The sequence below is a fragment of the Oscillibacter sp. genome (genome assembly GCF_028693505.1).
Lineage (GTDB): Bacteria > Bacillota > Clostridia > Oscillospirales > Oscillospiraceae > Oscillibacter.
Map to the genome: position 1 here is coordinate 1 of NZ_JAQUVF010000030.1, position 18,780 is coordinate 18,780.

Below are 18,780 nucleotides of genomic sequence, written 5' to 3' on the forward strand. Positions count from 1 at the left end.
TTTCCATGCGTGTGGAGGCCGAAAACGGCGCTACCATGGGCAAGTTCGAGCTGGCAAAGCTGGCGAAGCAGTATAATCTGGATGCCATCCACGATACCGTCCACGAGATGGCCCGGGACGAAGCCCGCCACGGCCGCGCGTTTGCAGGTCTCCTGAAGCGTTACTTCGGCAAGTAAAAACGTTTCACAGGGCAACACAAAATTTTAAAAGGCACGGAGAGCTGTTCGTGCAAAAGGCCCCCGGGATTCACTGTCCCGAGGGCCTTTTTTTTGCGCGCCATTCCATGGAATGCTGCTTTTCTTCATCCTAAATTGTTTGTGAAAAAAGCAGTGTTATATATAAAAAGTGAAAATCCGGAAAGTACCCGCATTCAAAGGAGTTGCGTTGGCCCTGGAATCAGTTCCTGAAATTTTTCGGCACGGTTTCACCCGCGAATGTAGGGCAGGGGCTTGCGCGATGGAACGATTTACCCGTTGGATGCATGGATATCGCGTCAGCAATGCCCGCGCTCAAGGAATGAAGGAGGTCCCCCACCTGAAATTTTTCAAAACCCGTAAACGCTTCGCCCCGCTGCTGGCCCCTGCCGCGCCCGTCACCCGCGCCCAGACCGCCGTGCTGCTGGCAAATTACCTGGCCTGAGGGTCTGCCCCGTGGCGCGTAGGGTCTGCGTGCAAAAGAAACCGTTTTTCTGCGGAGCGGACAAGGCACAATGGAAGAACCCAAAAAAGCCCGGCCCCCACTTGCATAGAAAGAGCGGACATGGTAAAATCTCTCCGTGTAGAAGGAGAGGCAAATTTATGTATCATACGATTTTTTTCGACTTAGACGGCACGCTGACAGATTCCAAGGAGGGAATCTTCAACTGCCTGCGGGAGGCGTTTGAGAGACTGGGAGAGCCGACGCCGCCGGAGAGCGTGCTGCTGCAATTTATCGGGCCGCCGCTGCAGGATTCCTTTCAGCATTTTTGCGGCTTTGACGGGGAGAAGGCGCAGCGCGCCATCCGCTTTTTTCGGGAGCGGTACGCCCGGCTGGGAAAGTTTGAAAACGCCGCCGCGCCGGGAATGGCCGCGCTTTGCGCACGATTGAAGGACGCCGGGTATATACTGGCGCTGGCCTCCTCCAAGCCGGAGGAGATGTGCAGACCGATCTGCGAAAAGTTTGGATTTGCGCCTTCCCTGCAAGTCATTGCCGGAAGCGCGTCCACGGGGGACTGGACGAAATCCGACGTGATTCGGGAGGCCATGCGCCGCCTAAGCCTTCACGAGGAGGACCGGGCCTCCATTTTGATGGTGGGAGACCGGAAATTTGATGTGCTGGGCGCTGCGGAATGCGGCATCGACTGCGTGGGTGTGGAATTTTTCGGATATGCCGCCCCAAACGAGCTGGAAAAGGCCGGCGCCGTGGCAGTGGTGCGCACGGCGGAGGAACTGGAAAACTTCATCCGGACGCACTGAGTGCAGAAAAAGACCGCCGCAGCCTTGAGAGCTGCGGCGGTCTTTCTTGCGTGAAACCGATTACTGTTTGGCAGCCACGATGGCGGCAAGGCTTGTCCCCGGCCCTGTGAGGTCGGCGGACATCACAGGGTCCACGGGCACTGCCAGATACATGTTGTTGCCGTAGGCGTAAGCGCCGGAAGTAACGGCGATCACCTGCCCGTAGACGTTCAGCAGCGCGCCGCCGCTGCTTCCTTCGGAGATGTCGGCGGTGTTCATGATGCAGGGCTGGGAATAGCGGTCCACATTCCGGGCGGTGGCGCTGATGATGCCGGAGCTGACCGCAAGCCCCAGACCCAGCGGGTTGCCCAGCGTGTACACCGTGTCGCCGGAGCGAATATCGCCGGTACCCGCCACATCCAGATGCGCGAAGGCGGAGGTGGAGATGCCGTTGGTGGATTTTTTCGAAATGCGCAGCACGGCCAGATCCATGGCGGCGTCATACCAGAGCACGGACTCCACCGGATACGTCTCGCCGGTGGAGAGGGTGGCCACCGCGTGGATATTGCCGTCAATGGTGTGGTAGTTGGTCACGGCGATGCCGTCGGCGGAGATGAAGAAGCCGCTGGCGCTGCTGGAGGACGTGTTATCCAGCATCTCCCGCTCCGTTGCGAAGGAGGACAGCGCAAACACTGCCGCCATGTGCCGGTCCGCCACCTGCCGGGCGGTGAGGGTTTCGTTCAAAAGGCCGAGGGCGTTGGCGGTGGATCGGGTGCAAACACCCTGAGACACCAGATGCTCCGCCACGGTGGCGCTGCCGTCCCGATAGGAAAAGGAGAGCGCGTCCACGGCGGACTGGAACAGGTCCGCCTGCGTCAGAGCGCCGCTGTACGTGCGGGAGAGCAGCCCGATGTGTTGGGCAAAGACGGCGGCGCCGGAAACGGTGAAGTCCCCGGTCTTTTCACTGTATCCCAGCATCCGCAGCAAAAAGGCGCACCAGCCGTCCGCCGTGATGGGCGCGTCGGGGGAAAAGGCGGTGACGGTGACGCCGGAGACCCAGTTTTGATGGGCGGCGTAAGTGACGGCAGTCTCCGCCCAGGCGGGAACGTCCCGGAAGCCGGAAATCCAGAGATCGTTTTTCGCCGCCTGCTCGGCGCCCGCCAGACGCACCAGCAGCACGGCGGCCTGCGCACGGGTGGCAGGCGCGGTCAGATCCCGGCTTGCGTCCTCGTCCAGCACGCCCAGCGTTGTGAGAATATCCGCCGCCCGGGCGGATTCCCCCTCCAATGCGGCGGCGGCAGGAACCGCGCTTACCAGCAGGCAAAGAGCGCAGAACACGGCAAATAGTCTTTTTTTCATGAGAAGCCTCCAATGTAGAAAGTGTGTTTATTGTAACACCGTGGAAACGCCCTGACAAGCGTTCACGGTGGGAGTTTTGAAAACCGGCGTCTCTGGACACTGGGGAGAAAACCTGCTACAATACTCCCCATAAAAGGGAGGGAGCGCTATGGCAGAACAACTTGCCAGCGGCCTGTGGCGGCTGGAAATTCCTCTGGTGGGCAATCCACTGAAAAATTTGAACAGCTATCTCCTCTGCGGGGAGCGGAGCCTTTTGATCGACACGGGCTTTCGCCAGCAGCCCTGCCGGGAGGCCATGGAGCGGGAGCTGCGCTCCACCGGGGTGGACCGGGACCGGATGGACATTTTTCTCACCCATCTCCACAGCGACCATACGGGCCTTGCGCCGGAGCTGGTGCGGGAGAATTGCCGCGTTTTTATCAGCGGTGTGGACGGGCGGCGGATGGCGGCGGAAAATGAGGAAGGCTGGCGCGCCATATACGATGGCTACGTGCAGGAGGGATTTTCTCCGGCAGAGATGGCGGCGCTTTGGGAGACCAACCCGGCAAAGATCGCCGGTCCCGCGCCCTACGACAGATATACGTATCTGGAGGACGGAGACGAGGTGACCTATGGCGGGCGGACGCTGCGCTGCCTGCTGACGCCGGGGCACACCCCGGGGCATTTGTGCCTGTACGAGCCGAAGGAGCGGTGGCTCTTTTCCGGGGACCATGTGCTCTTTCATATCACGCCCAACATCTGCCGCTGGAGCGGCGTGGCGGATTCTCTGGGGGATTACCTTGAAAGTCTGCGCCGTTTGCGCTCCCTGCCGGTTTCCCTGCTGCTGCCTGCCCACCGCATGGAGACGGGGAACGCCGCGCAGCGGGCGGAGGAGCTGGAGCGCCACCACGCCCTGCGTCTTGAAAACGCCGTGGATACCGTGACGCTCCATCCGGGGCTCACGGCCTACGAGATCGCGGGCCATATGGCGTGGAGCATCCGATGCCGCAGCTGGGGAGAGTTTCCGCTGACGCAGAAGTTTTTTGCCGTAGGCGAGGCGCTGGCCCATCTGGACTATTTGACAGTCCGGAATCGGGTGGAGCGGCGCTGGGACGGAGCGTGCTTTCGATACTTTGCAAGCGGGTCAATAGAAGGATAAAGGAGAAAGCTCAAATGGAACTGAAAGAGATCCTGCGCAAGTGCGATCACACCCTGCTGACCCAGACCGCCACGTGGAAAGAGATCCGCGCCCTCTGCGACGACGGGATAAAGTACGGCTGCGCCAGCGTGTGCATCCCCGCCTCTTACGTCCGCCAGGCAGCGGACTATGTGGCGGGAAGGCTGCCCGTGTGCACGGTGATCGGCTTTCCCAACGGATACGATACCACCGCCGCCAAGTGCTTCATGGCGGCCGACGCGGTGGAAAACGGCGCGGACGAGGTGGATATGGTCATCAACCTCGGCTGGGTGAAGGATGAACAGTGGGACGCGCTGTGCGCGGAGATCAAGGATGTCAAGGCGGCCTGCAAGGGAAAGCTTTTGAAGGTCATCATCGAGACCTGCCTGCTCACCGAGGGGGAAAAGATTCGCCTGTGCGAGATCGTCACCGCCTCCGGGGCGGACTATATCAAAACCTCCACCGGCTTTGGCGGCGGCGGGGCCACCCGGGAGGACGTGGCGCTTATGAAAGGGCACGTGGGTCCCCATGTGAAGATCAAGGCCGCCGGCGGCATCTCCGGCTTGCAGGACGCGGAGGCGTTTCTCGCACTGGGAGCGGACCGTCTGGGCACCAGCCGCGTGGTGAAGGCCGTCAAGGCCATGGAGGGATAAGCTCTCCGTGATACCCACGGGGGGGAAGGGCAAAAACCGGGCTGATGCCACCGGGGGAGGGTCTTGCGGATGCGTCCACTCTTAGACGCTCAAAAAAGCGTTTTGGTTCACCGAAACAGCAAATTTTCTTGCCCGGAACGTGGTTGCAACGAAGGGTGAGAGTTGCTATAATGGGCAAGGCTGATAGAAGTCAGATCTCTGCTGCGCGTGTCCCCGCGGTGCGGGCCACTCCCTTTGGCAGTGCCCCGCGGGCACTCTGCGGGATCAAGGGCGGCGGTCATCCGAATAGAAGTTAGAAAACAGTCCCCTCCGTGCTTGACGGAGGGGACGATTCTGTGAAGAGTAAGGGTGGTTGCCATGGGCGCGGCACTGATCAAGTCCGCAATTCTGATTTTTCTGATCGCTTTGGGCTATGTCCTCAAACGGGTGGGGCTGTTCCGGCAGGAGGACAGCAAGGTGCTCTCCAACATCATGCTGTATGTCACGCTGCCTGCGGTGCTGGTCAACGCCTTCCGTGATTTTACCATGGACCTGCATCTGGCGTCCTTCATCCTCATTGGACTGGGGGTCAATATCATCCTGCTGGCAGTTGGATGGAAGGTGGGCGCACGGGAGCAGCCACTGGTCCACGCGATGTACATGATCTGCATGGCGGGCTTCAACATCGGCAGCTTCGCCATCCCCTTTGTGCAAAACCTCTTTCCGGAGCGGATGATGGAAGTCATCATGTTTGACGTGGGCAACTCCGTGATGAACTGCGGCGTCATCTACTCCTTTGCCGCCATGCAGGTGAAAAAAGAGGAACGCTTTCGCATCAAGGCGCTGGCAAAGACGCTGCTTTCCTCCTTTCCCTTTGACTTGGACATTGGCCTTTTTGTGCTGGCGCTGTTTCAATTTCGCTTTCCGGACCCCATTTATCAGCTGGCGGACACGGTGGCGGGCGCCAATGCGGTGGTGGTCATGCTGATGCTGGGCATCATGTTCGAGGTGCGGCTGGACCCGGCGGCCCGGCATCAGGTGGTGGGCATCGTCACCACCCGGGTGCTGACGGAGGCCGTGCTGGCGCTGGCCATGGTGGCGTTTTTGCCCTTCCCACTGGAGCAGCGGCTCATCGCGGCGCTGCTGGTGTGCGCGCCCATCAGCGGCATGGCCACGGTCTTTTGCGGAAAGCTGGAGTGCAACCCCGGCGTGTACGGCACCGCCACGTCTTTGACCATCCCCATCAGCATTGCGGTGATGATCGCGCTGTCACTGGTTTAAAACGTATGTGAGACTTTTTTCACAATTAAAGGCGGGAGCGAAGGCTCCCGCCTTTAATTGTGCCCCATTGCGCAAAGGACGGCGCGGGATCAAAAAAGAGCGATGAGCGCCACTGCCAGCGCGGCGGAGAGTCCGCCCTGCACCACTTTTCCAAAAAAGCAGCTGCGCATCGAAAGACCGGTGCCGTCCAGCACCGCCGCCGTCTGACACAAAACGGACAGCCCGCCCCAGCCGGAGCAAAAGGCAGCCAGAACGAATCCGAAGCGATCCGGCGTCAGCAGCGGCGTGAGAGAAAACAGCTCGATGCTGCCCACCAGTGCGGCACCCCATCCGCCGCCGAGGCCCTTCAGGGGGCTGGCCAGCACATAAAAGAGCACCACAAACGCGCAGACGGAGAGAATCCCCGTCAGGGCGGTCCCCACTGACTCCACAAAGGCGGACGAGAGGGAGACGGTCCGGCACGGAAAGGCGGGAGGCGGTCCGACTCGGGCGCGTCCCCGTTTGCCGCCGCGAAAGAAGAGACCTGTCAAAAGGGCGGAAGCCACGTGGATGAGCCACAGCCAAATCCCCGCCCGGACGCTGCCAAACACCCCGCTCCCCAGCACACTGATGAGAAACACAGGGTTTGCGTTGTTGCAAAAGGAGAGCAGGCGTTCCGCCTCCTCCCGGGTGAGCAGGTGCTCTTGATAAAGCCTTGCCGCCGTCTGGGCGCCGATGGGATAGCCGCCCACCAGTCCCAGCAGCAGCGCGGAGCTGGCGCATCCCGGCAGACGAAACAGCGGCCCCATGAAGCCCGATAGATGGGGAGACACCCACTCGCCAAATCCCAGAGAGACCAGTAGCGCCGAGATCGCCATAAACGGAAACAGCGCCGGGACAACAGACCGCGCGCACAGCGCCAAAGCCTCCTCCGCTGCGGCGCGGACCCGCGCCGCGTCCGCTAGAAACCAGAGCAGGAGTCCGCATAAAATCAGGCAGACGTCTGTCCGCCCCCGTGTTTTCATACCCATCACCCCCTGTACCATATGTGCGCTCCCGCCCCGCTATGCCGGAGGAAACCACGCAAGTTTTGCGCCAGTGGCGCATAGAGTTTCATGGGGTGAGCGTGCATGGAGAGAAATCGAAAAGAAAACGGCGTACTGAGCACCGTGGCGGAGCTGTTTGATCTGCCGGCGGATGTGGTGGCGGGACTGCCCCGGCTGGAAATGGTTGGAAGCCGCCAGCTGTATGTGGAGCACCACGCGGGAATTTTGTCGTACAGCGAGGAGCGAATTGATTTAAATACCACCGCCGGCGTTTTGAGCGTGCGGGGAGAGGGGCTTTCCCTGCTGGCAATGACCGCGGAGGAACTGCGGCTGGGCGGACGGATCGAGCGCGTGGAGTGGGTGAGGTAAAAGATGCTGAACGAGGTGGTAAACCGCCTGCGGGGTCAGGTTTTGGTGCGGGTGGAGAGCGTGTTTCCCGAGCGGGTTTTGAACCTGTGCGGCGCGCGGGATCTGGCTTTTTGGGACCTGCGGTGGGACTCACCCACCGCGTTTACCTGCCGCCTTTCCCGGCGGGACTTCCATGCGCTGCGGCGGGCGGCAAAAAATCTGGACTGCACCCTGACCGTGGCGGGACGGGAGGGCGCGCCGTACTTCCTCTTCCGTTTCCGCCGTCGGCAGGCGCTGGTGGTGGGGCTGACAGCATGCCTTCTGGGGCTGTTTTTCGGCTCCTTTTTCGTCTGGGATTTCACCGTGGAGGGCAATGAGACCGTGCCCACGGAGGAGATTCTGCGGGGGCTGGAAAAGGCCGGCGTCCATCTCGGCTCCTTTGGGCTGTCGCTGGACGGGGAGGATATCCGCAACCACGTGCTGCTGGACATCCCGGAGCTGAGCTGGCTGACCGTCAACGTCTCCGGCTGCCGGGCCAATGTGCAGGTGCGGGAGCGGATTCCGGCGCCAAAGCTGGTGGATGAGCGGACGCCCGCCAACGTGGTGGCCCGGCGGGCGGGGATGGTTTTGAAGGTGCAGGCGCTGGATGGCGTGGCCGCCGTGATGAAGGGCGCCACCGTGACGGAGGGCCAGCTTCTGATCTCCGGTGTGGAGGATACGGATACCTTTGGCGCCCGGGTCATGGCGGGGATGGGGCACGTCACCGCCCGCACCTGGTACACGCTCACCGCGTCCATGCCGGTGACGGTGGCGGAAAAGCAGAGTACGGACCGGGAAAAAACGGGATTTTCCCTGATTATCGGTACGCACCGCATAAAATTCTTCTCAAACAGTAGCATCGAAGGGGCAAAATATGATAAAATAACAACAAGATATCCCTGCCGGCTGCTGGGACTGTCGTTGCCGCTCACGCTGGAGCGGGAGACGTGGCGCTTTTATGAGACGGCGGCGGCAGAGCGAAGCGACGAGCGCGGCAAGGCAACGGCGGAGGCGGCGCTCACGGCGTACCTCCACAGCCTCGTGGACCCTTACGGCACGGTTCGCTCCACCCTGTGCACCACCCGGCGCAAGGGCGACACACTTTTGGTGACGCTGACGGCGGAGTGCGAGGAGCAGATCGGGGAGAGTGTGCCGATTTTAACGCAAGACGCGGACGGATAACGCCCGCAATGATACGGGAGTGAAGCAAAGTTGGAACAGAGAATCAGTATTGAGCGATTGGAACAGGCTGTGAACATCTTCGGGTCCTTTGACGAGAATGTGCGCCTTTTGGAGCAGGAGTTCGACGTCACCGTGGTGAATCGGGACGGGGAGCTGCGGGTGGACGGCGAGGCGGAGAATACCATGCTGGCCGCCAAGGCGATTGGGGCGCTGCTGACCCTTTCTTCCCGGGGAGAGACCATCGGGGAACAGAACGTGCGCTACGTGGCGGGACTGGTGCGCAGCGGGAAGGAAGAGCAGATCACGGAGCTGACCGGCGACGTGCTCTGCATCTCCGCAAAGGGCCGCCCGGTGAAGCCCAAGACCATCGGGCAGAAAGAGTATATCAAATCGGTGCTGAAAAACACCGTCACCATCGGCGTCGGCCCGGCGGGCACCGGCAAGACCTACCTCGCCGTGGCCGCCGCCGTGCAGGCGTTTCGGGACAAGCAGGTCAACCGCATCATCCTCACCCGCCCTGCGGTGGAGGCCGGAGAGCGGCTGGGCTTTTTGCCCGGCGACCTGCAAAGCAAGGTGGACCCCTACCTGCGCCCGCTGTACGATGCCCTGTTCGACATGCTGGGGGCGGAGACCTACCAGAAGTATCTGGAGCGGGGCAATATCGAGGTGGCGCCGCTGGCCTATATGCGCGGGCGGACGCTGGACGACAGCTTCATCATTCTGGACGAGGCGCAAAACACCTCCCGGGAGCAGATGAAAATGTTCCTCACCCGCCTTGGCTTCGGGTCCAAAATCGTCATCACCGGCGACGTCACACAAATCGACCTGCCCACGGACAAGACCTCCGGGCTGAAGGAGGCCATGCGGGTGCTCAAGGGCGTGGAAGGCATCGGCATCTGCGAGCTGACCAATGCGGACGTGGTGCGCCATGTGATGGTGCAGCGCATTGTGAAGGCCTACGAGGCGTATGAGACCGTCAAAAACGGTGGGAAGGGGCGAAGATAATGGCCAAAAAGCACTATATACCCGTCACGGCCGAGGTGCCGGGGGCTGCCAGCGAGGGAAATTGCGCGCTGATCCGCAAGGTCATCCGCACCGCTTTGGCGGCGGAGGGCGTCACGTTCCCCTGCGAGGTGGACGTGCTGCTGACCAATGACGAGGGCATTCACCGCATCAATCGGGACATGCGGCAGGTGGACCGGCCCACGGATGTTTTGAGCTTTCCGGAATTTGAGCTGACGCCCGGCGAGCTGCCCGGCGAGGAGGACGCAGAAATCGGCACCGGACTTGTGCCGCTGGGGGACATGGTGATCTCCATGGAGCGCGTGGCGGCCCAGGCCAAGGAGTACGGCCACTCCAACCGGCGGGAGCTTTCCTATCTTGTGACCCACTCCGCCCTCCACCTGCTGGGCTATGACCATCTGGACGAGGGTGTGCAGAAAAAGCAGATGCGGGAACGGGAAGAGGCCATTTTGGCGGAGCTTGGGATCTCCCGGGAAGGGTAAGGGAGATGGCGGAATTTTTCATGATCTGGCTTGTGTCCCTTTTGGGCAGCTGGCTGGGGCTGACCGTGCTGGGCAACGTGGGCCTTTTAAGTGGAGATTGGGGCATGGTGCTGGCGGTGGCCACCCTTGCCGCGCTGTGGGTGACGCAGCGGCGGCGACTCACCCGCATGGAGAAAAAGCTGGACCGTCTGCTGGCGGCTCAAAAAGAGGACGCGGAAACCGAGGAAAACGAACCATCCCCGTCCCGGCGCGGGGAAAACCGCCCCAAATAACCTTTGCCGCCCGTTTTGCATACACTGGTCCGAGGTGATTTGGGATGGTAATGTTGCAGGATGGGCTGTTGGCGTTTTTTTCCGCGGTGGGCATGACGACGGTGGTCTGGCTGCTGGCGGGCGCGGTGCTCCGCACCGGGCGGCCCGTGGTGCCGGGCCTTTTGCTGGTGCTGCCCCTAAAGGGCGAGGCGCTGGCGATGGAGGCGGACGTGCGGGAGCTGCGTCGGCTGCAAGGCAGACTGCCGGGGGCGAAAATCGTTTTGGTGGACTGCGGACTGACGGAGGATGCCCGGGGCATTGCCCAGTATCTGGCGGACCGGGAAAAGGACGCGGAAGTGGTATCCGCGTCGGAATTTCACGTGGGGGATCGCCCCTGAAAGAGGATAAAAATGGAAGATGTGACCTGCTGCGACGGCACTGTACATAGTCTGATTTTTCAAAACGCCGAAAACGGCTATACCGTCCTCCGCCTGCTGACGGAGGAGGGAGAGGTGGTCACCGTGGTGGGCTGCATTCCCTGCGTGGCCCCCGGCGAGCATCTGACGGTGTCCGGCGTGTGGGAGCAGCATCCCCAGCACGGCGAGCAGCTGCGGGCGGTGGAGATGGAGCGTTCGCTGCCCGAGGAGGCCGAGGAGATTTTCAGCTATCTCTCCTCCGGTATCTGCAAGGGCGTCGGCCCCGCCACCGCCCGCGCGATTGTGGACCGCTTCGGCTCCGAGACGCTGGACATTCTGGAGCGGGAGCCGGAGCGGCTGAGCGCCATCAAGGGCATTACGGAGAAAAAGGCCCGGGAGATCGCCGCGGGCTTTCGCCAGCACATGGGACTGCGGCGGCTGATGGAATTTCTGGCCCGGTACCGTCTGCCCACCATCCTCGCCATGCAGCTGCGCCAGCGCTACGGCGACGCGGCGCTGGAACTGGTGCGGGAAAATCCCTACCTCCTCTCCACCGACGATTGCGGCGTGGAGTTTTCCGTCACGGACGAGATTGCCATGGGTATGGGCTTTGACGTCGACTGCCAGGCGCGGTTACAGGCGGCGGTGACCTTTGAGCTGAGCCACAATGAAAATAACGGACATGTCTTTCTCCCCCGTACAAAGCTGGTAAGCGCCACCGCGCAGCTTTTGGAATGCGAATCGCACCTGCCGGAAATCGCGCTGGACGCCCTGATCGCGCAGGGCGCCGTGGTGCAGGAGGAGCTTGCGGGGGTGGAGGCCTGTTACCTGCGCCGACTGTGGGAGGCGGAGGCCACCGCCTGCGCCCGGCTCAACACGCTCCTGGCGGTGGAGGCCGACGAGAGCCGTCAGGCGGAGCGGACCGTGACGGAGATCGAGGCCGAGCAGGGCATCACCTACGCGCCCCAGCAGCGTCAGGCGGTGGAGCTGGCCGCCCGGCAGGGGGTCTTGATCCTCACCGGCGGTCCCGGCACCGGCAAAACCACCGCCGTCCGGGGGATCGTGGCCCTGTTTCAGAAGATGGGGCTGGACATCGTGCTCTCGGCGCCCACCGGGCGGGCCGCCAAGCGCATGAGCGAGCTGACGGGGATGGAAGCGCAGACGGTCCATCGGCTTTTGGGGATGAGCTGGAACGACACCACCCATCAGCTGACCTTTCAGAAAACGGAAAAAGAACCGCTGGAGGCGGACGCGGTGGTGGTGGACGAGATGTCCATGGTGGACCTGCCGCTGTTTTCCGCGCTGCTGCGGGCCTTGCGGCCCGGCACCCGGCTGGTGCTGGTGGGGGACGCGGACCAGCTGCCCTCCGTGGGGGCGGGGAACGTGTTTTCGGACCTCATCCGCAGCGGGCGGGTGGAGACGGTCTTTTTGCGGGAGGTGTTCCGCCAGGCGTCGGAGTCCGCCATCATCCGCAACGCCCACGCCGTGAATCTGGGGGAGCCGCCCCTGCTGACCAACGATCAGGGAGACTTTTTCTTCCTCTGCCGCCGCTCCGGCGAGCGGGCGGTGGACACGCTGGTGGAGCTTTGCAAAAGCCGCCTGCCGGAGAAAATGGGCATCCCCGTGGACCAGATTCAGGTGCTCACGCCCACCCGGAAGGGGGAGTGCGGCACCATCCGGCTCAACCGCCGCCTGCAGGAGGCGCTGAATCCCAAGGGGGCGGACAAGCGGGAGCTTTTGTGGGGCGAGCGGCTCTTTCGGGAGGGCGACCGCATTATGCAGACCCGGAACGATTACGATGTGGTGTGGGAGAAGGCGGACGGCACGGTGGGCAGTGGCATGTTCAACGGCGACGTGGGAAAAATCGTGCAGATCGACCCCTCCGGCGAGTGGCTGGCCATGGATTTTGACGGGCGCAGCGCCGTTTACGGCGTGGAGATGCTCAATGAGGTGGACCTCGCCTATGCCCAGACCGTCCACAAGGCGCAGGGCAGCGAGTACCGGTGCGTTGTGATGGCGGCCATGCCCTCGGCGCCGTCCCTGATGGTCCGGGGGGTTTTGTACACCGCCCTCACCCGGGCGCGGGAGCTTTTGATCGTGGTGGGAGACGACGCGGCCATTCGCGCCATGGCGGCCAATGACCGCCGTCAGCGGCGGTATTCCGGGCTGCGGTGGCGGCTTGCCCACGGCGGGGAGTAAGCTCTCCCTATTAGGACCCATATGGGTCCCATAATTTTATTGCTTTTCCATAGAATAAAGCAAAACTGGACCGAAACAGGTTCTTTTTGCGGAGGCAATAATGGGAGAGCAAAAAATCAAGCAGGATATCTGCATCGGTGCCAATATCCGGGAAATTCGTAAACAGCAGGGGATCGGGCAGACAGAGCTGGTCCGGCTGCTGCAACTGGACGGCGTGGAGATCACCCGGGAGAGCATGGTAAAAATTGAGCGGGGCGCGCAGCACATTCAGGCGTCTCAGCTTCGGGGCATCCGAAACGCCCTGCACACCACGTACGACGCCCTGTTGGCGGAGCGATGATAAATGCCCTGTTAAACCTCCTCTTTCCGCCGAAATGCCCCTTTTGCGCCAGGGTGCTGGACCGTCCGGGCGTCTGCCCCGTCTGCGAGAAGGAACTTCCATGGACGGCGGAGACGGAAACGGTGCGAAAGGGGAGCGGCGGACTGCGGTGCGCCGCTCCTCTTTGGTATGAGGAGCTGGCCCGGGAGGGCGTGCTGCGCTTGAAATTCCGGGGCGCCGCCGCGGCGGCGGAACCCCTGGGCGGCCTGATCGCCCGCTGCGCGGCGGAACAGTTTTCCGGAGAATTTGACGTGGTCACCTGGGTGCCGGTCAGCAAAAAACGGCTGCGCAGGCGGGGCTACGATCAGGCGCGGCTGCTGGCGGAATCCGCCTGCCGGGTGTGGCAGACGAGGCCGGTCCGCCTGCTTTCCAAATTGGCGGACAACCCCGCCCAGTCCACGCTGAAGGAGGCCGCCGCCCAGCGGGCCAACGTGCTGGGCGTCTATGCCGCCATGAACGGCGAAAGCATCCGGGGCAAGCGCGTTTTGCTGGTGGACGACATCTGCACCACCGGCGCGACGCTGACGGAGTGCATCCGGGTTTTGAAGGACGCCGGCGCGGCGGATGTGGTCTGCGCCGCCGTGGCTTTGACGAGGCCGGATGCGGCGGGAAAAAGCCGGGGGAATGTAAAAGAATGAGGTTGCAATCGATAGAATTTGCGGATATAATGACATCTGTATGATTGTAAAGCGGGAAAACCGTTCATAATAACGTTGTATAGAAAGTTCAATGAGGTGGAATCTATGTCCATGGCGAAGGATATCGGTATCGATCTTGGTACCGCGTCGGTTTTGGTTTTTGTAAGGGGCAAGGGGATCGTGCTCAACGAACCCTCTGTGGTTGCGTTGGATAAAAACAGCGGAAAGCTTTTAAAGGTTGGCACCGAGGCGCAGGCCATGCTGGGCCGTACCCCGGGCAATATCGTGGCCATCCGTCCTCTGCGGGAGGGCGTCATCTCCGATTATGACATGACGGAGCGGATGCTGCGGGAATTCATCCATAAGGTGGCGGGCGTCTCCTTCTTCAAGCCCCGGGTCATCATCTGCGTGCCCTCCGGCATTACCGAGGTCGAAGAGCGCGCCGTGATCGACGCGGGCATTCAGGCCGGCGCCCGGAAGGTGTTTTTGATCGAGGAGCCTGTGGCCGCCGCCATCGGCGCGGGCATCGACATTGCCAAGCCCGACGGTCACATGGTGGTGGATATCGGCGGCGGCACCGCCGATATCGCGGTGATCTCCCTCTCCGGCGTGGTGGAATCCGCCTCCATTAAGATCGCGGGCGACCAGCTCAACGAGGCGGTTGTGAAATACATGCGCCGCAAGCATAACCTGCTGGTGGGCGAGCGGACTGCCGAAGAGATGAAAAAGCGGATCGGCTGCGTGTTCCCCAAGGAAGAGGAAGAGACCATGGACGTGAAGGGCCGGTGCCTTCTCACGGGACTTCCCAAGGTGGTCACCGTCAGCTCCACGGAGATGATGGACGCCTTTGAAGAGCCGGTGGAGCGCATTATGGAGACCATCCACTCCGTGCTGGAGCGCACGCCCCCCGAGCTGGTGGCGGATATCTCCACCAACGGCATCGTCATGACCGGCGGCGGCAGTCTGGTTGCCGGATTTGACAAGCTGGTCACCGCCCGCACCGGCATCCACACCGTCATTGCAGAGGACGCCATTTCCTGTGTGGCCTTGGGCACCGGCAAGAGCCTGGAATCCCTCAACAACATGCAGGACGGCACCATGAATCTCAGCCGCCGCAAGCAGATGAACTAAACTAAAAAAGGAGAAGGCCCCCAGGGCCTTCTCCTTTTAACTGTCGGCTTCGTATGCCGCCCGCAGGGTCTCCCACTTTGCCCGGTCGCCCTCCGTGAGCGCTCGCAGGACCTTGCAGGGGTTTCCTGCGGCAAGGACGTCTTCCGGCAGATCGCGTGTCACCACGGACCCCGCCGCAACCACCGTTCCGCTGCCGATGCTCACGCCGGGCAGCACCACGGTGTTGCCGCCAATCCATACGCTGTTTCCGATGACGATGGGGGAACCGAACTCCAGCTCCAGATCTCGCACCTCCGGCACGGTGGGGTGTCCCGCTGTGTAAAGGCACACACGGGGGCCGAAAAACACATGGTCCCCGATGGTGATGCTTGCCACATCCAGAAAGATGCAGTCGTAGTTTGCGAAGAAGTGGTCTCCAATGCGGATCTGGCTCCCGTAATCGCACCGGAAGGGCGTCTCGATCCAGCTCTCCTCGCCAAGATGCCCCAGCAGCTGCCGCAAAATCGCCGTGCGGCCCTCCCAGTCTGCGGGCGCTGTGGCGTTATAGCGCCAGATCAGCTCCTTGGCCGCCAGCCGCGCCGCCGACAGCGCCTCGTCCCCGGCATAGTAAAGCGCTCCCGCGCGCATTCGCTCCGATTCCGTCATGAGGTGACCTCCTGCGTTTTTCTCCATTAAAGCCGAATTGGCGGTAATTGTCAATGCAAAGCTGACAGGTTTGGAACGCTGGAAGGATGCGGAGAAAACGGAAAATGCTGTTGCGAAAACTACTGTTTTTTTACGTGATTCAAGGTATACTATAAAAGATTATCGAAATGGATTCCCGTGGGGAAGAAAACGCCGGAAGGCGTGTGGAGGAACTATGTACCAATTTAAACCGGTGACTATACGGGACGGCGGGAAGCTCAGAAAGTATTATCAGAACTGTCCTTATGAACTGTGTGAATATTCTGTGGGTATCAAATTGATGTGGCGGCCTGTGCTGCATCCCGCCTGGGCGGAAATCGCCGGGTGTTTGGTGGTGCGCAACGAGCATGATGGCCGGTGGGTGTTCGACTATCCCGTTCCCGGTCCGGAAGGGGACGAGGACGCCGCCCTCGCCGCCATCGAAAGCGACTGTTTGGAGCGGGGAGTCCCGCTGGTCATCTCCGTGGTGCCAGCGTGCAAGGCCCCCCGGCTGCTGGAGCGTTACCCTTACGTGCGGGTGGGCAACGTGCGCACGTGGCAGGATTATGTCTATTATCGGGAGGACTTGCAGCTGTTTGCCGGGCGGCGCTACTCCGGCCAGCGGAACCATATCAAAAAGTTTTACGCCAAGTGGCCGGAGGCCGCCTTCCGCCCCCTCACGGAGAAAGACAAAGGGGCGCTGGAGCAATTTTGGAAGGATTATGAGGCGGAATTTCCGAAGGGGGATAACGCCAAGGCGCAAAATGAACTGAAGCTCTCCCAGCAGATGCTGGCGCTGGCAGGAAAGCCATGGTTTGTGGCGGGCGGCATGTTTGACGGGGAAAAGCTCATCGCGCTGTCCCTTGCGGAGAAGTGTGGAGAGACGCTGATCATCCATATTGAAAAGGCGCTCTATTCCTATACCGGCGTCTATCCCACTCTGGTGCAGGAATTTGCCAATGCCTTCGGCGAGAAATGCCAGTGGATCAATCGGGAGGACGACGCCGCCGACATGGGGCTGCGGACCTCCAAGCTCCAGTACGGTCCGGCCCGGCTGGCACCCAAATACAGCTTTGAGCCGCAAAACGAGCTGCTGCGCCATGTGACGAATATCCCCACGCTGCAAACGGAGCGATTGACGCTCACGCCGTTGGAAGAGGCGGATATTCCCGCGTATAACGCCTTGGTGCTGGACGGGGAGCGAAACCGCTGGTGGGGCTATGACGATGTGGCCGGGCTGGGCGCTCCGGTGGAGGAGCGAAGCTTCTTCGAGGTAGCCCAGCGGGACTTTGAGAATCGGCAGGCGGTGAATTTTGCCGTTCGGCTGGACGGAAAGCTCATCGGCGAGGCAGTGCTGTACCGGTTTGACTGCCGGGGCAGCGCGGAGCTTGGCTGCCGCATCGACAAGGCCTATGCCGGCAGCGGCTATGGGACGGAGGCATTTACCGCCGTGGCCCGGTGGGGACTCTACAAGGTCCACCTTTCCCGGGTAGTCGCCAAGTGCTATCAGGAAAACACGGCGTCCTACCGGATGCTCTCATCCTGTATGCGGAAAAGCGGAGAGGACGAGACATTCTTCTACTTTGAAAAGCTGGTGTAAAAACCTTGCATCAGCGAAGTCTGTGAAAACCGAAGATAAAGAGAGCACCCTCTGATGTATCAGGGGGTGCTGTTTTGCGTGGTTCAGGGGGCCCAGCGGACCTCCCGCTGGGGCCGGACGCCAAGATCAATGATCTCACGGGCGTCGTAAAACTGGCTGTACCAGCCAAGGACCTTCTCGCTGCCCCGGAGGGTGGTGCCGTCCGGGTGGAGCCGGTCGCAGATGACGGCGCAAAGGTCGCTCTTGATATAGCTGAAGCTGTTGATGCCCACGGAGCAGAACACCCGGAAGCCCTGACTTTGCAGGTACTGGAAAACGGGCCCGGTCTTTTTCCAGTCGTCGCCGTCCGGCCGCTCACCGTGGGGGTAGAAGAGAATCTGGGTGGGTCCCACCAGCGAGCCTACCTCCGCCGCCCAGCGGGCGGTGTCCGCCTGAATGGTTTCAAGACTCTTGGTGCCCAAGCGGATATGGCCCCAGGTGTGACTGCCGAAGGTCCAGCCGGTCCGCTTCAGCTCCGCCACGATGGGCTTTACCGCCTCAATCTCCTTTTGGCGGACCTCCTCCTGCGCCGCGGTCCAGCTCTTGGTGTCGGTCTGGGTCCGATAGCCCAGAATCCCCTCGTAGCCGGTCAGGCTCAGGCAGCCCTTGGCGCCAAAGGGGGAAAAGTCCGGGTGCTCCTCCACGAATTTGTCCAGAATGGGAATGGCGTCCAAATCCCGGCTGGTGACTTCCTGCCCGGCGGGGTCCTTGCCGAAGGAGGCAATCTTCCCGTCGTCCCCCAGCACCAGCTTGTAGGCAAAGCCGTTTTCCAGCATGTAGGGGTAATAATTGGTGTCGTCATAGGAGAAGATCAGCGGCTTTTTTCCCTCCGGAAGATAGAGGGTGTTCTTCACCATTTTCGGCGCGCCGCCCTCAGTGGCGGTCTCGCTCCAGATGCTGGCGATATCCACCAGCACAAAACCCTTGTCATAAACACTCTGGAGAATTTTGCGGCACTCGTCCGCTGTGACCATGTAGTCGTCAATGCCGTCTGCCTGCTTGTCTCCGTCAAAGGCAAGCTCCGGATAGGCGACCACCGGGTGGAAGAACAGATGCTCCACCACGCCGTCGTATGCCGCGTAGGCAACGCCGTCCCGGCTGCCGCCCTCCGGCATCACCGTGGGGTCAAAGATGGAATAGGGCTCCACTTGGGCGGGCGCCTCCGGTTCCTCGTCGGCGGGCGTCCCTTCCGTGGGGGATTCCGCCGGGGGCGCATCCGGCGTCTGAGCGCCCGCGCCGCCGCAGGCGCTCAGAGAGAACAGCATGAAAGCGGCAAGTAAACTGGAGAGGAGGCGTCGCATGGCAAAAAGTCCTTTCTGTCGAATGATAATAGAAATAGTATAACAGGAAATTCGACAAAAAGAACAACAAAAAAATAACAAAAGAGAGCGGACGAAAGTCCGCTCTCCCAGCTCAGCGCTTATTGCCGGGTTTAAAAAGAATTGCCATGACCACGCCGAAAACCACCGCCGCCGTGATACCGCCCGCCGTGGCGCTGAGACCG

Annotated in this window: 20 protein-coding genes and 1 pseudogene; 17 read left to right on the forward strand and 4 right to left on the reverse strand. The window is 61.5% G+C overall.

Annotated features, from left to right (window positions below; genetic code table 11):
* The 3 genes and pseudogenes from PHI30_RS08855 to PHI30_RS08865 all read left to right on the forward strand — a co-directional run.
* A pseudogene (locus PHI30_RS08855) lies at positions 1-176 on the forward strand (NADH peroxidase); the annotation flags it as partial.
* A 280-nt stretch (positions 177-456) separates the two neighbouring features.
* On the forward strand, positions 457-639 hold the full coding sequence (locus tag PHI30_RS08860) for a hypothetical protein (RefSeq protein ID WP_300026737.1): 183 nt from the start codon (positions 457-459) through the stop codon (positions 637-639).
* Between the two features lie 158 nt (positions 640-797).
* The gene (locus PHI30_RS08865) at positions 798-1,454 is read left to right on the forward strand and encodes an HAD hydrolase-like protein (protein WP_300026740.1); all 657 of its coding nucleotides are present in this window, start codon (positions 798-800) and stop codon (positions 1,452-1,454) included.
* Positions 1,455-1,514: 60 nt separating this feature from the next.
* Here PHI30_RS08865 and PHI30_RS08870 read toward each other — a convergent pair whose 3' ends face one another.
* Positions 1,515-2,792: a trypsin-like peptidase domain-containing protein gene (locus tag PHI30_RS08870; protein ID WP_300026743.1), complete on the reverse strand. Its 1,278-nt coding sequence runs from the start codon at positions 2,790-2,792 to the stop codon at positions 1,515-1,517.
* A gap of 148 nt (positions 2,793-2,940) precedes the next feature.
* Between PHI30_RS08870 and PHI30_RS08875 the strand changes: the two genes are divergently transcribed.
* The 3 genes from PHI30_RS08875 to PHI30_RS08885 all read left to right on the forward strand — a co-directional run bounded on the left by PHI30_RS08875 (position 2,941) and on the right by PHI30_RS08885 (position 5,861).
* On the forward strand, positions 2,941-3,930 hold the full coding sequence (locus PHI30_RS08875) for an MBL fold metallo-hydrolase (protein ID WP_300026746.1): 990 nt from the start codon (positions 2,941-2,943) through the stop codon (positions 3,928-3,930).
* Positions 3,931-3,944: 14 nt separating this feature from the next.
* Complete coding sequence (deoC, locus tag PHI30_RS08880) at positions 3,945-4,601, forward strand: deoxyribose-phosphate aldolase (protein WP_300026748.1); 657 nt, start codon at positions 3,945-3,947, stop codon at positions 4,599-4,601.
* Positions 4,602-4,958: 357 nt separating this feature from the next.
* Positions 4,959-5,861, forward strand: coding sequence for an AEC family transporter (locus PHI30_RS08885; RefSeq protein ID WP_300026750.1), 903 nt, complete (start codon positions 4,959-4,961; stop codon positions 5,859-5,861).
* Between the two features lie 89 nt (positions 5,862-5,950).
* Here the strand turns inward: PHI30_RS08885 and PHI30_RS08890 are convergent, their stop codons facing one another.
* Positions 5,951-6,865: a nucleoside recognition domain-containing protein gene (locus tag PHI30_RS08890; protein ID WP_300026753.1), complete on the reverse strand. Its 915-nt coding sequence runs from the start codon at positions 6,863-6,865 to the stop codon at positions 5,951-5,953.
* Between the two features lie 105 nt (positions 6,866-6,970).
* Between PHI30_RS08890 and yqfC the strand changes: the two genes are divergently transcribed.
* The 10 genes from yqfC (at position 6,971) to PHI30_RS08940 (ending at position 14,974) form a co-directional block, all read left to right on the forward strand.
* Positions 6,971-7,255 (forward strand): sporulation protein YqfC, encoded by a 285-nt coding sequence (yqfC, locus tag PHI30_RS08895; RefSeq protein WP_300026756.1) that lies wholly within the window; start codon positions 6,971-6,973, stop codon positions 7,253-7,255.
* 3 nt (positions 7,256-7,258) lie between these two features.
* Positions 7,259-8,455 carry a sporulation protein YqfD gene (locus PHI30_RS08900; RefSeq protein WP_300026757.1) on the forward strand — a complete coding sequence of 399 codons (1,197 nt, stop codon included), beginning with the start codon at positions 7,259-7,261 and terminating at the stop codon, positions 8,453-8,455.
* Between the two features lie 30 nt (positions 8,456-8,485).
* Positions 8,486-9,460, forward strand: a complete 975-nt coding sequence (locus PHI30_RS08905) for a PhoH family protein (protein ID WP_300026758.1) — start codon at positions 8,486-8,488, stop codon at positions 9,458-9,460.
* Positions 9,460-9,960: an rRNA maturation RNase YbeY gene (gene ybeY, locus PHI30_RS08910; RefSeq protein WP_300026759.1), complete on the forward strand. Its 501-nt coding sequence runs from the start codon at positions 9,460-9,462 to the stop codon at positions 9,958-9,960. Before PHI30_RS08905 ends, ybeY begins: the two co-directional genes overlap by 1 nt.
* 20 nt (positions 9,961-9,980) lie before the next feature.
* Positions 9,981-10,232, forward strand: coding sequence for a hypothetical protein (locus tag PHI30_RS08915; protein WP_300026762.1), 252 nt, complete (start codon positions 9,981-9,983; stop codon positions 10,230-10,232).
* A gap of 44 nt (positions 10,233-10,276) precedes the next feature.
* Positions 10,277-10,609 carry a hypothetical protein gene (locus PHI30_RS08920; protein ID WP_300026765.1) on the forward strand — a complete coding sequence of 111 codons (333 nt, stop codon included), beginning with the start codon at positions 10,277-10,279 and terminating at the stop codon, positions 10,607-10,609.
* Positions 10,610-10,621: 12 nt separating this feature from the next.
* On the forward strand, positions 10,622-12,826 hold the full coding sequence (locus tag PHI30_RS08925; RefSeq protein WP_300026768.1) for an ATP-dependent RecD-like DNA helicase: 2,205 nt from the start codon (positions 10,622-10,624) through the stop codon (positions 12,824-12,826).
* 100 nt (positions 12,827-12,926) lie between these two features.
* The gene (locus tag PHI30_RS08930) at positions 12,927-13,166 is read left to right on the forward strand and encodes a helix-turn-helix transcriptional regulator (protein WP_300026770.1); all 240 of its coding nucleotides are present in this window, start codon (positions 12,927-12,929) and stop codon (positions 13,164-13,166) included.
* Positions 13,163-13,843, forward strand: coding sequence for a ComF family protein (locus PHI30_RS08935; RefSeq protein WP_300026772.1), 681 nt, complete (start codon positions 13,163-13,165; stop codon positions 13,841-13,843). Before PHI30_RS08930 ends, PHI30_RS08935 begins: the two co-directional genes overlap by 4 nt.
* A gap of 105 nt (positions 13,844-13,948) precedes the next feature.
* Positions 13,949-14,974: a rod shape-determining protein gene (locus PHI30_RS08940; protein ID WP_300026775.1), complete on the forward strand. Its 1,026-nt coding sequence runs from the start codon at positions 13,949-13,951 to the stop codon at positions 14,972-14,974.
* Positions 14,975-15,010: 36 nt separating this feature from the next.
* Here the strand turns inward: PHI30_RS08940 and PHI30_RS08945 are convergent, their stop codons facing one another.
* Complete coding sequence (locus PHI30_RS08945) at positions 15,011-15,619, reverse strand: sugar O-acetyltransferase (RefSeq protein ID WP_300026778.1); 609 nt, start codon at positions 15,617-15,619, stop codon at positions 15,011-15,013.
* 304 nt (positions 15,620-15,923) lie between these two features.
* On the opposite strand from PHI30_RS08945, the gene PHI30_RS08950 reads away from it, so the two are divergent.
* On the forward strand, positions 15,924-17,237 hold the full coding sequence (locus PHI30_RS08950; RefSeq protein ID WP_300026780.1) for a GNAT family N-acetyltransferase: 1,314 nt from the start codon (positions 15,924-15,926) through the stop codon (positions 17,235-17,237).
* A gap of 83 nt (positions 17,238-17,320) precedes the next feature.
* Here the strand turns inward: PHI30_RS08950 and PHI30_RS08955 are convergent, their stop codons facing one another.
* Positions 17,321-18,541, reverse strand: a complete 1,221-nt coding sequence (locus tag PHI30_RS08955; RefSeq protein WP_300026782.1) for a polysaccharide deacetylase family protein — start codon at positions 18,539-18,541, stop codon at positions 17,321-17,323.
* Positions 18,542-18,780 lie beyond the last annotated feature (239 nt).

Coding starts and splice junctions, on each gene's coding strand:
- PHI30_RS08860 (WP_300026737.1), top strand. CDS start 457: ATGGAACGATTTACCCGTTGGATGCATGGATATCGCGTCAGCAATGCC.
- PHI30_RS08865 (WP_300026740.1), top strand. CDS start 798: ATGTATCATACGATTTTTTTCGACTTAGACGGCACGCTGACAGATTCC.
- PHI30_RS08870 (WP_300026743.1), bottom strand. CDS start 2,792: ATGAAAAAAAGACTATTTGCCGTGTTCTGCGCTCTTTGCCTGCTGGTA.
- PHI30_RS08875 (WP_300026746.1), top strand. CDS start 2,941: ATGGCAGAACAACTTGCCAGCGGCCTGTGGCGGCTGGAAATTCCTCTG.
- deoC (WP_300026748.1), top strand. CDS start 3,945: ATGGAACTGAAAGAGATCCTGCGCAAGTGCGATCACACCCTGCTGACC.
- PHI30_RS08885 (WP_300026750.1), top strand. CDS start 4,959: ATGGGCGCGGCACTGATCAAGTCCGCAATTCTGATTTTTCTGATCGCT.
- PHI30_RS08890 (WP_300026753.1), bottom strand. CDS start 6,865: ATGAAAACACGGGGGCGGACAGACGTCTGCCTGATTTTATGCGGACTC.
- yqfC (WP_300026756.1), top strand. CDS start 6,971: ATGGAGAGAAATCGAAAAGAAAACGGCGTACTGAGCACCGTGGCGGAG.
- PHI30_RS08900 (WP_300026757.1), top strand. CDS start 7,259: ATGCTGAACGAGGTGGTAAACCGCCTGCGGGGTCAGGTTTTGGTGCGG.
- ybeY (WP_300026759.1), top strand. CDS start 9,460: ATGGCCAAAAAGCACTATATACCCGTCACGGCCGAGGTGCCGGGGGCT.
- PHI30_RS08915 (WP_300026762.1), top strand. CDS start 9,981: ATGATCTGGCTTGTGTCCCTTTTGGGCAGCTGGCTGGGGCTGACCGTG.
- PHI30_RS08920 (WP_300026765.1), top strand. CDS start 10,277: ATGGTAATGTTGCAGGATGGGCTGTTGGCGTTTTTTTCCGCGGTGGGC.
- PHI30_RS08925 (WP_300026768.1), top strand. CDS start 10,622: ATGGAAGATGTGACCTGCTGCGACGGCACTGTACATAGTCTGATTTTT.
- PHI30_RS08930 (WP_300026770.1), top strand. CDS start 12,927: ATGGGAGAGCAAAAAATCAAGCAGGATATCTGCATCGGTGCCAATATC.
- PHI30_RS08935 (WP_300026772.1), top strand. CDS start 13,163: ATGATAAATGCCCTGTTAAACCTCCTCTTTCCGCCGAAATGCCCCTTT.
- PHI30_RS08940 (WP_300026775.1), top strand. CDS start 13,949: ATGTCCATGGCGAAGGATATCGGTATCGATCTTGGTACCGCGTCGGTT.
- PHI30_RS08945 (WP_300026778.1), bottom strand. CDS start 15,619: ATGACGGAATCGGAGCGAATGCGCGCGGGAGCGCTTTACTATGCCGGG.
- PHI30_RS08955 (WP_300026782.1), bottom strand. CDS start 18,541: ATGCTGTTCTCTCTGAGCGCCTGCGGCGGCGCGGGCGCTCAGACGCCG.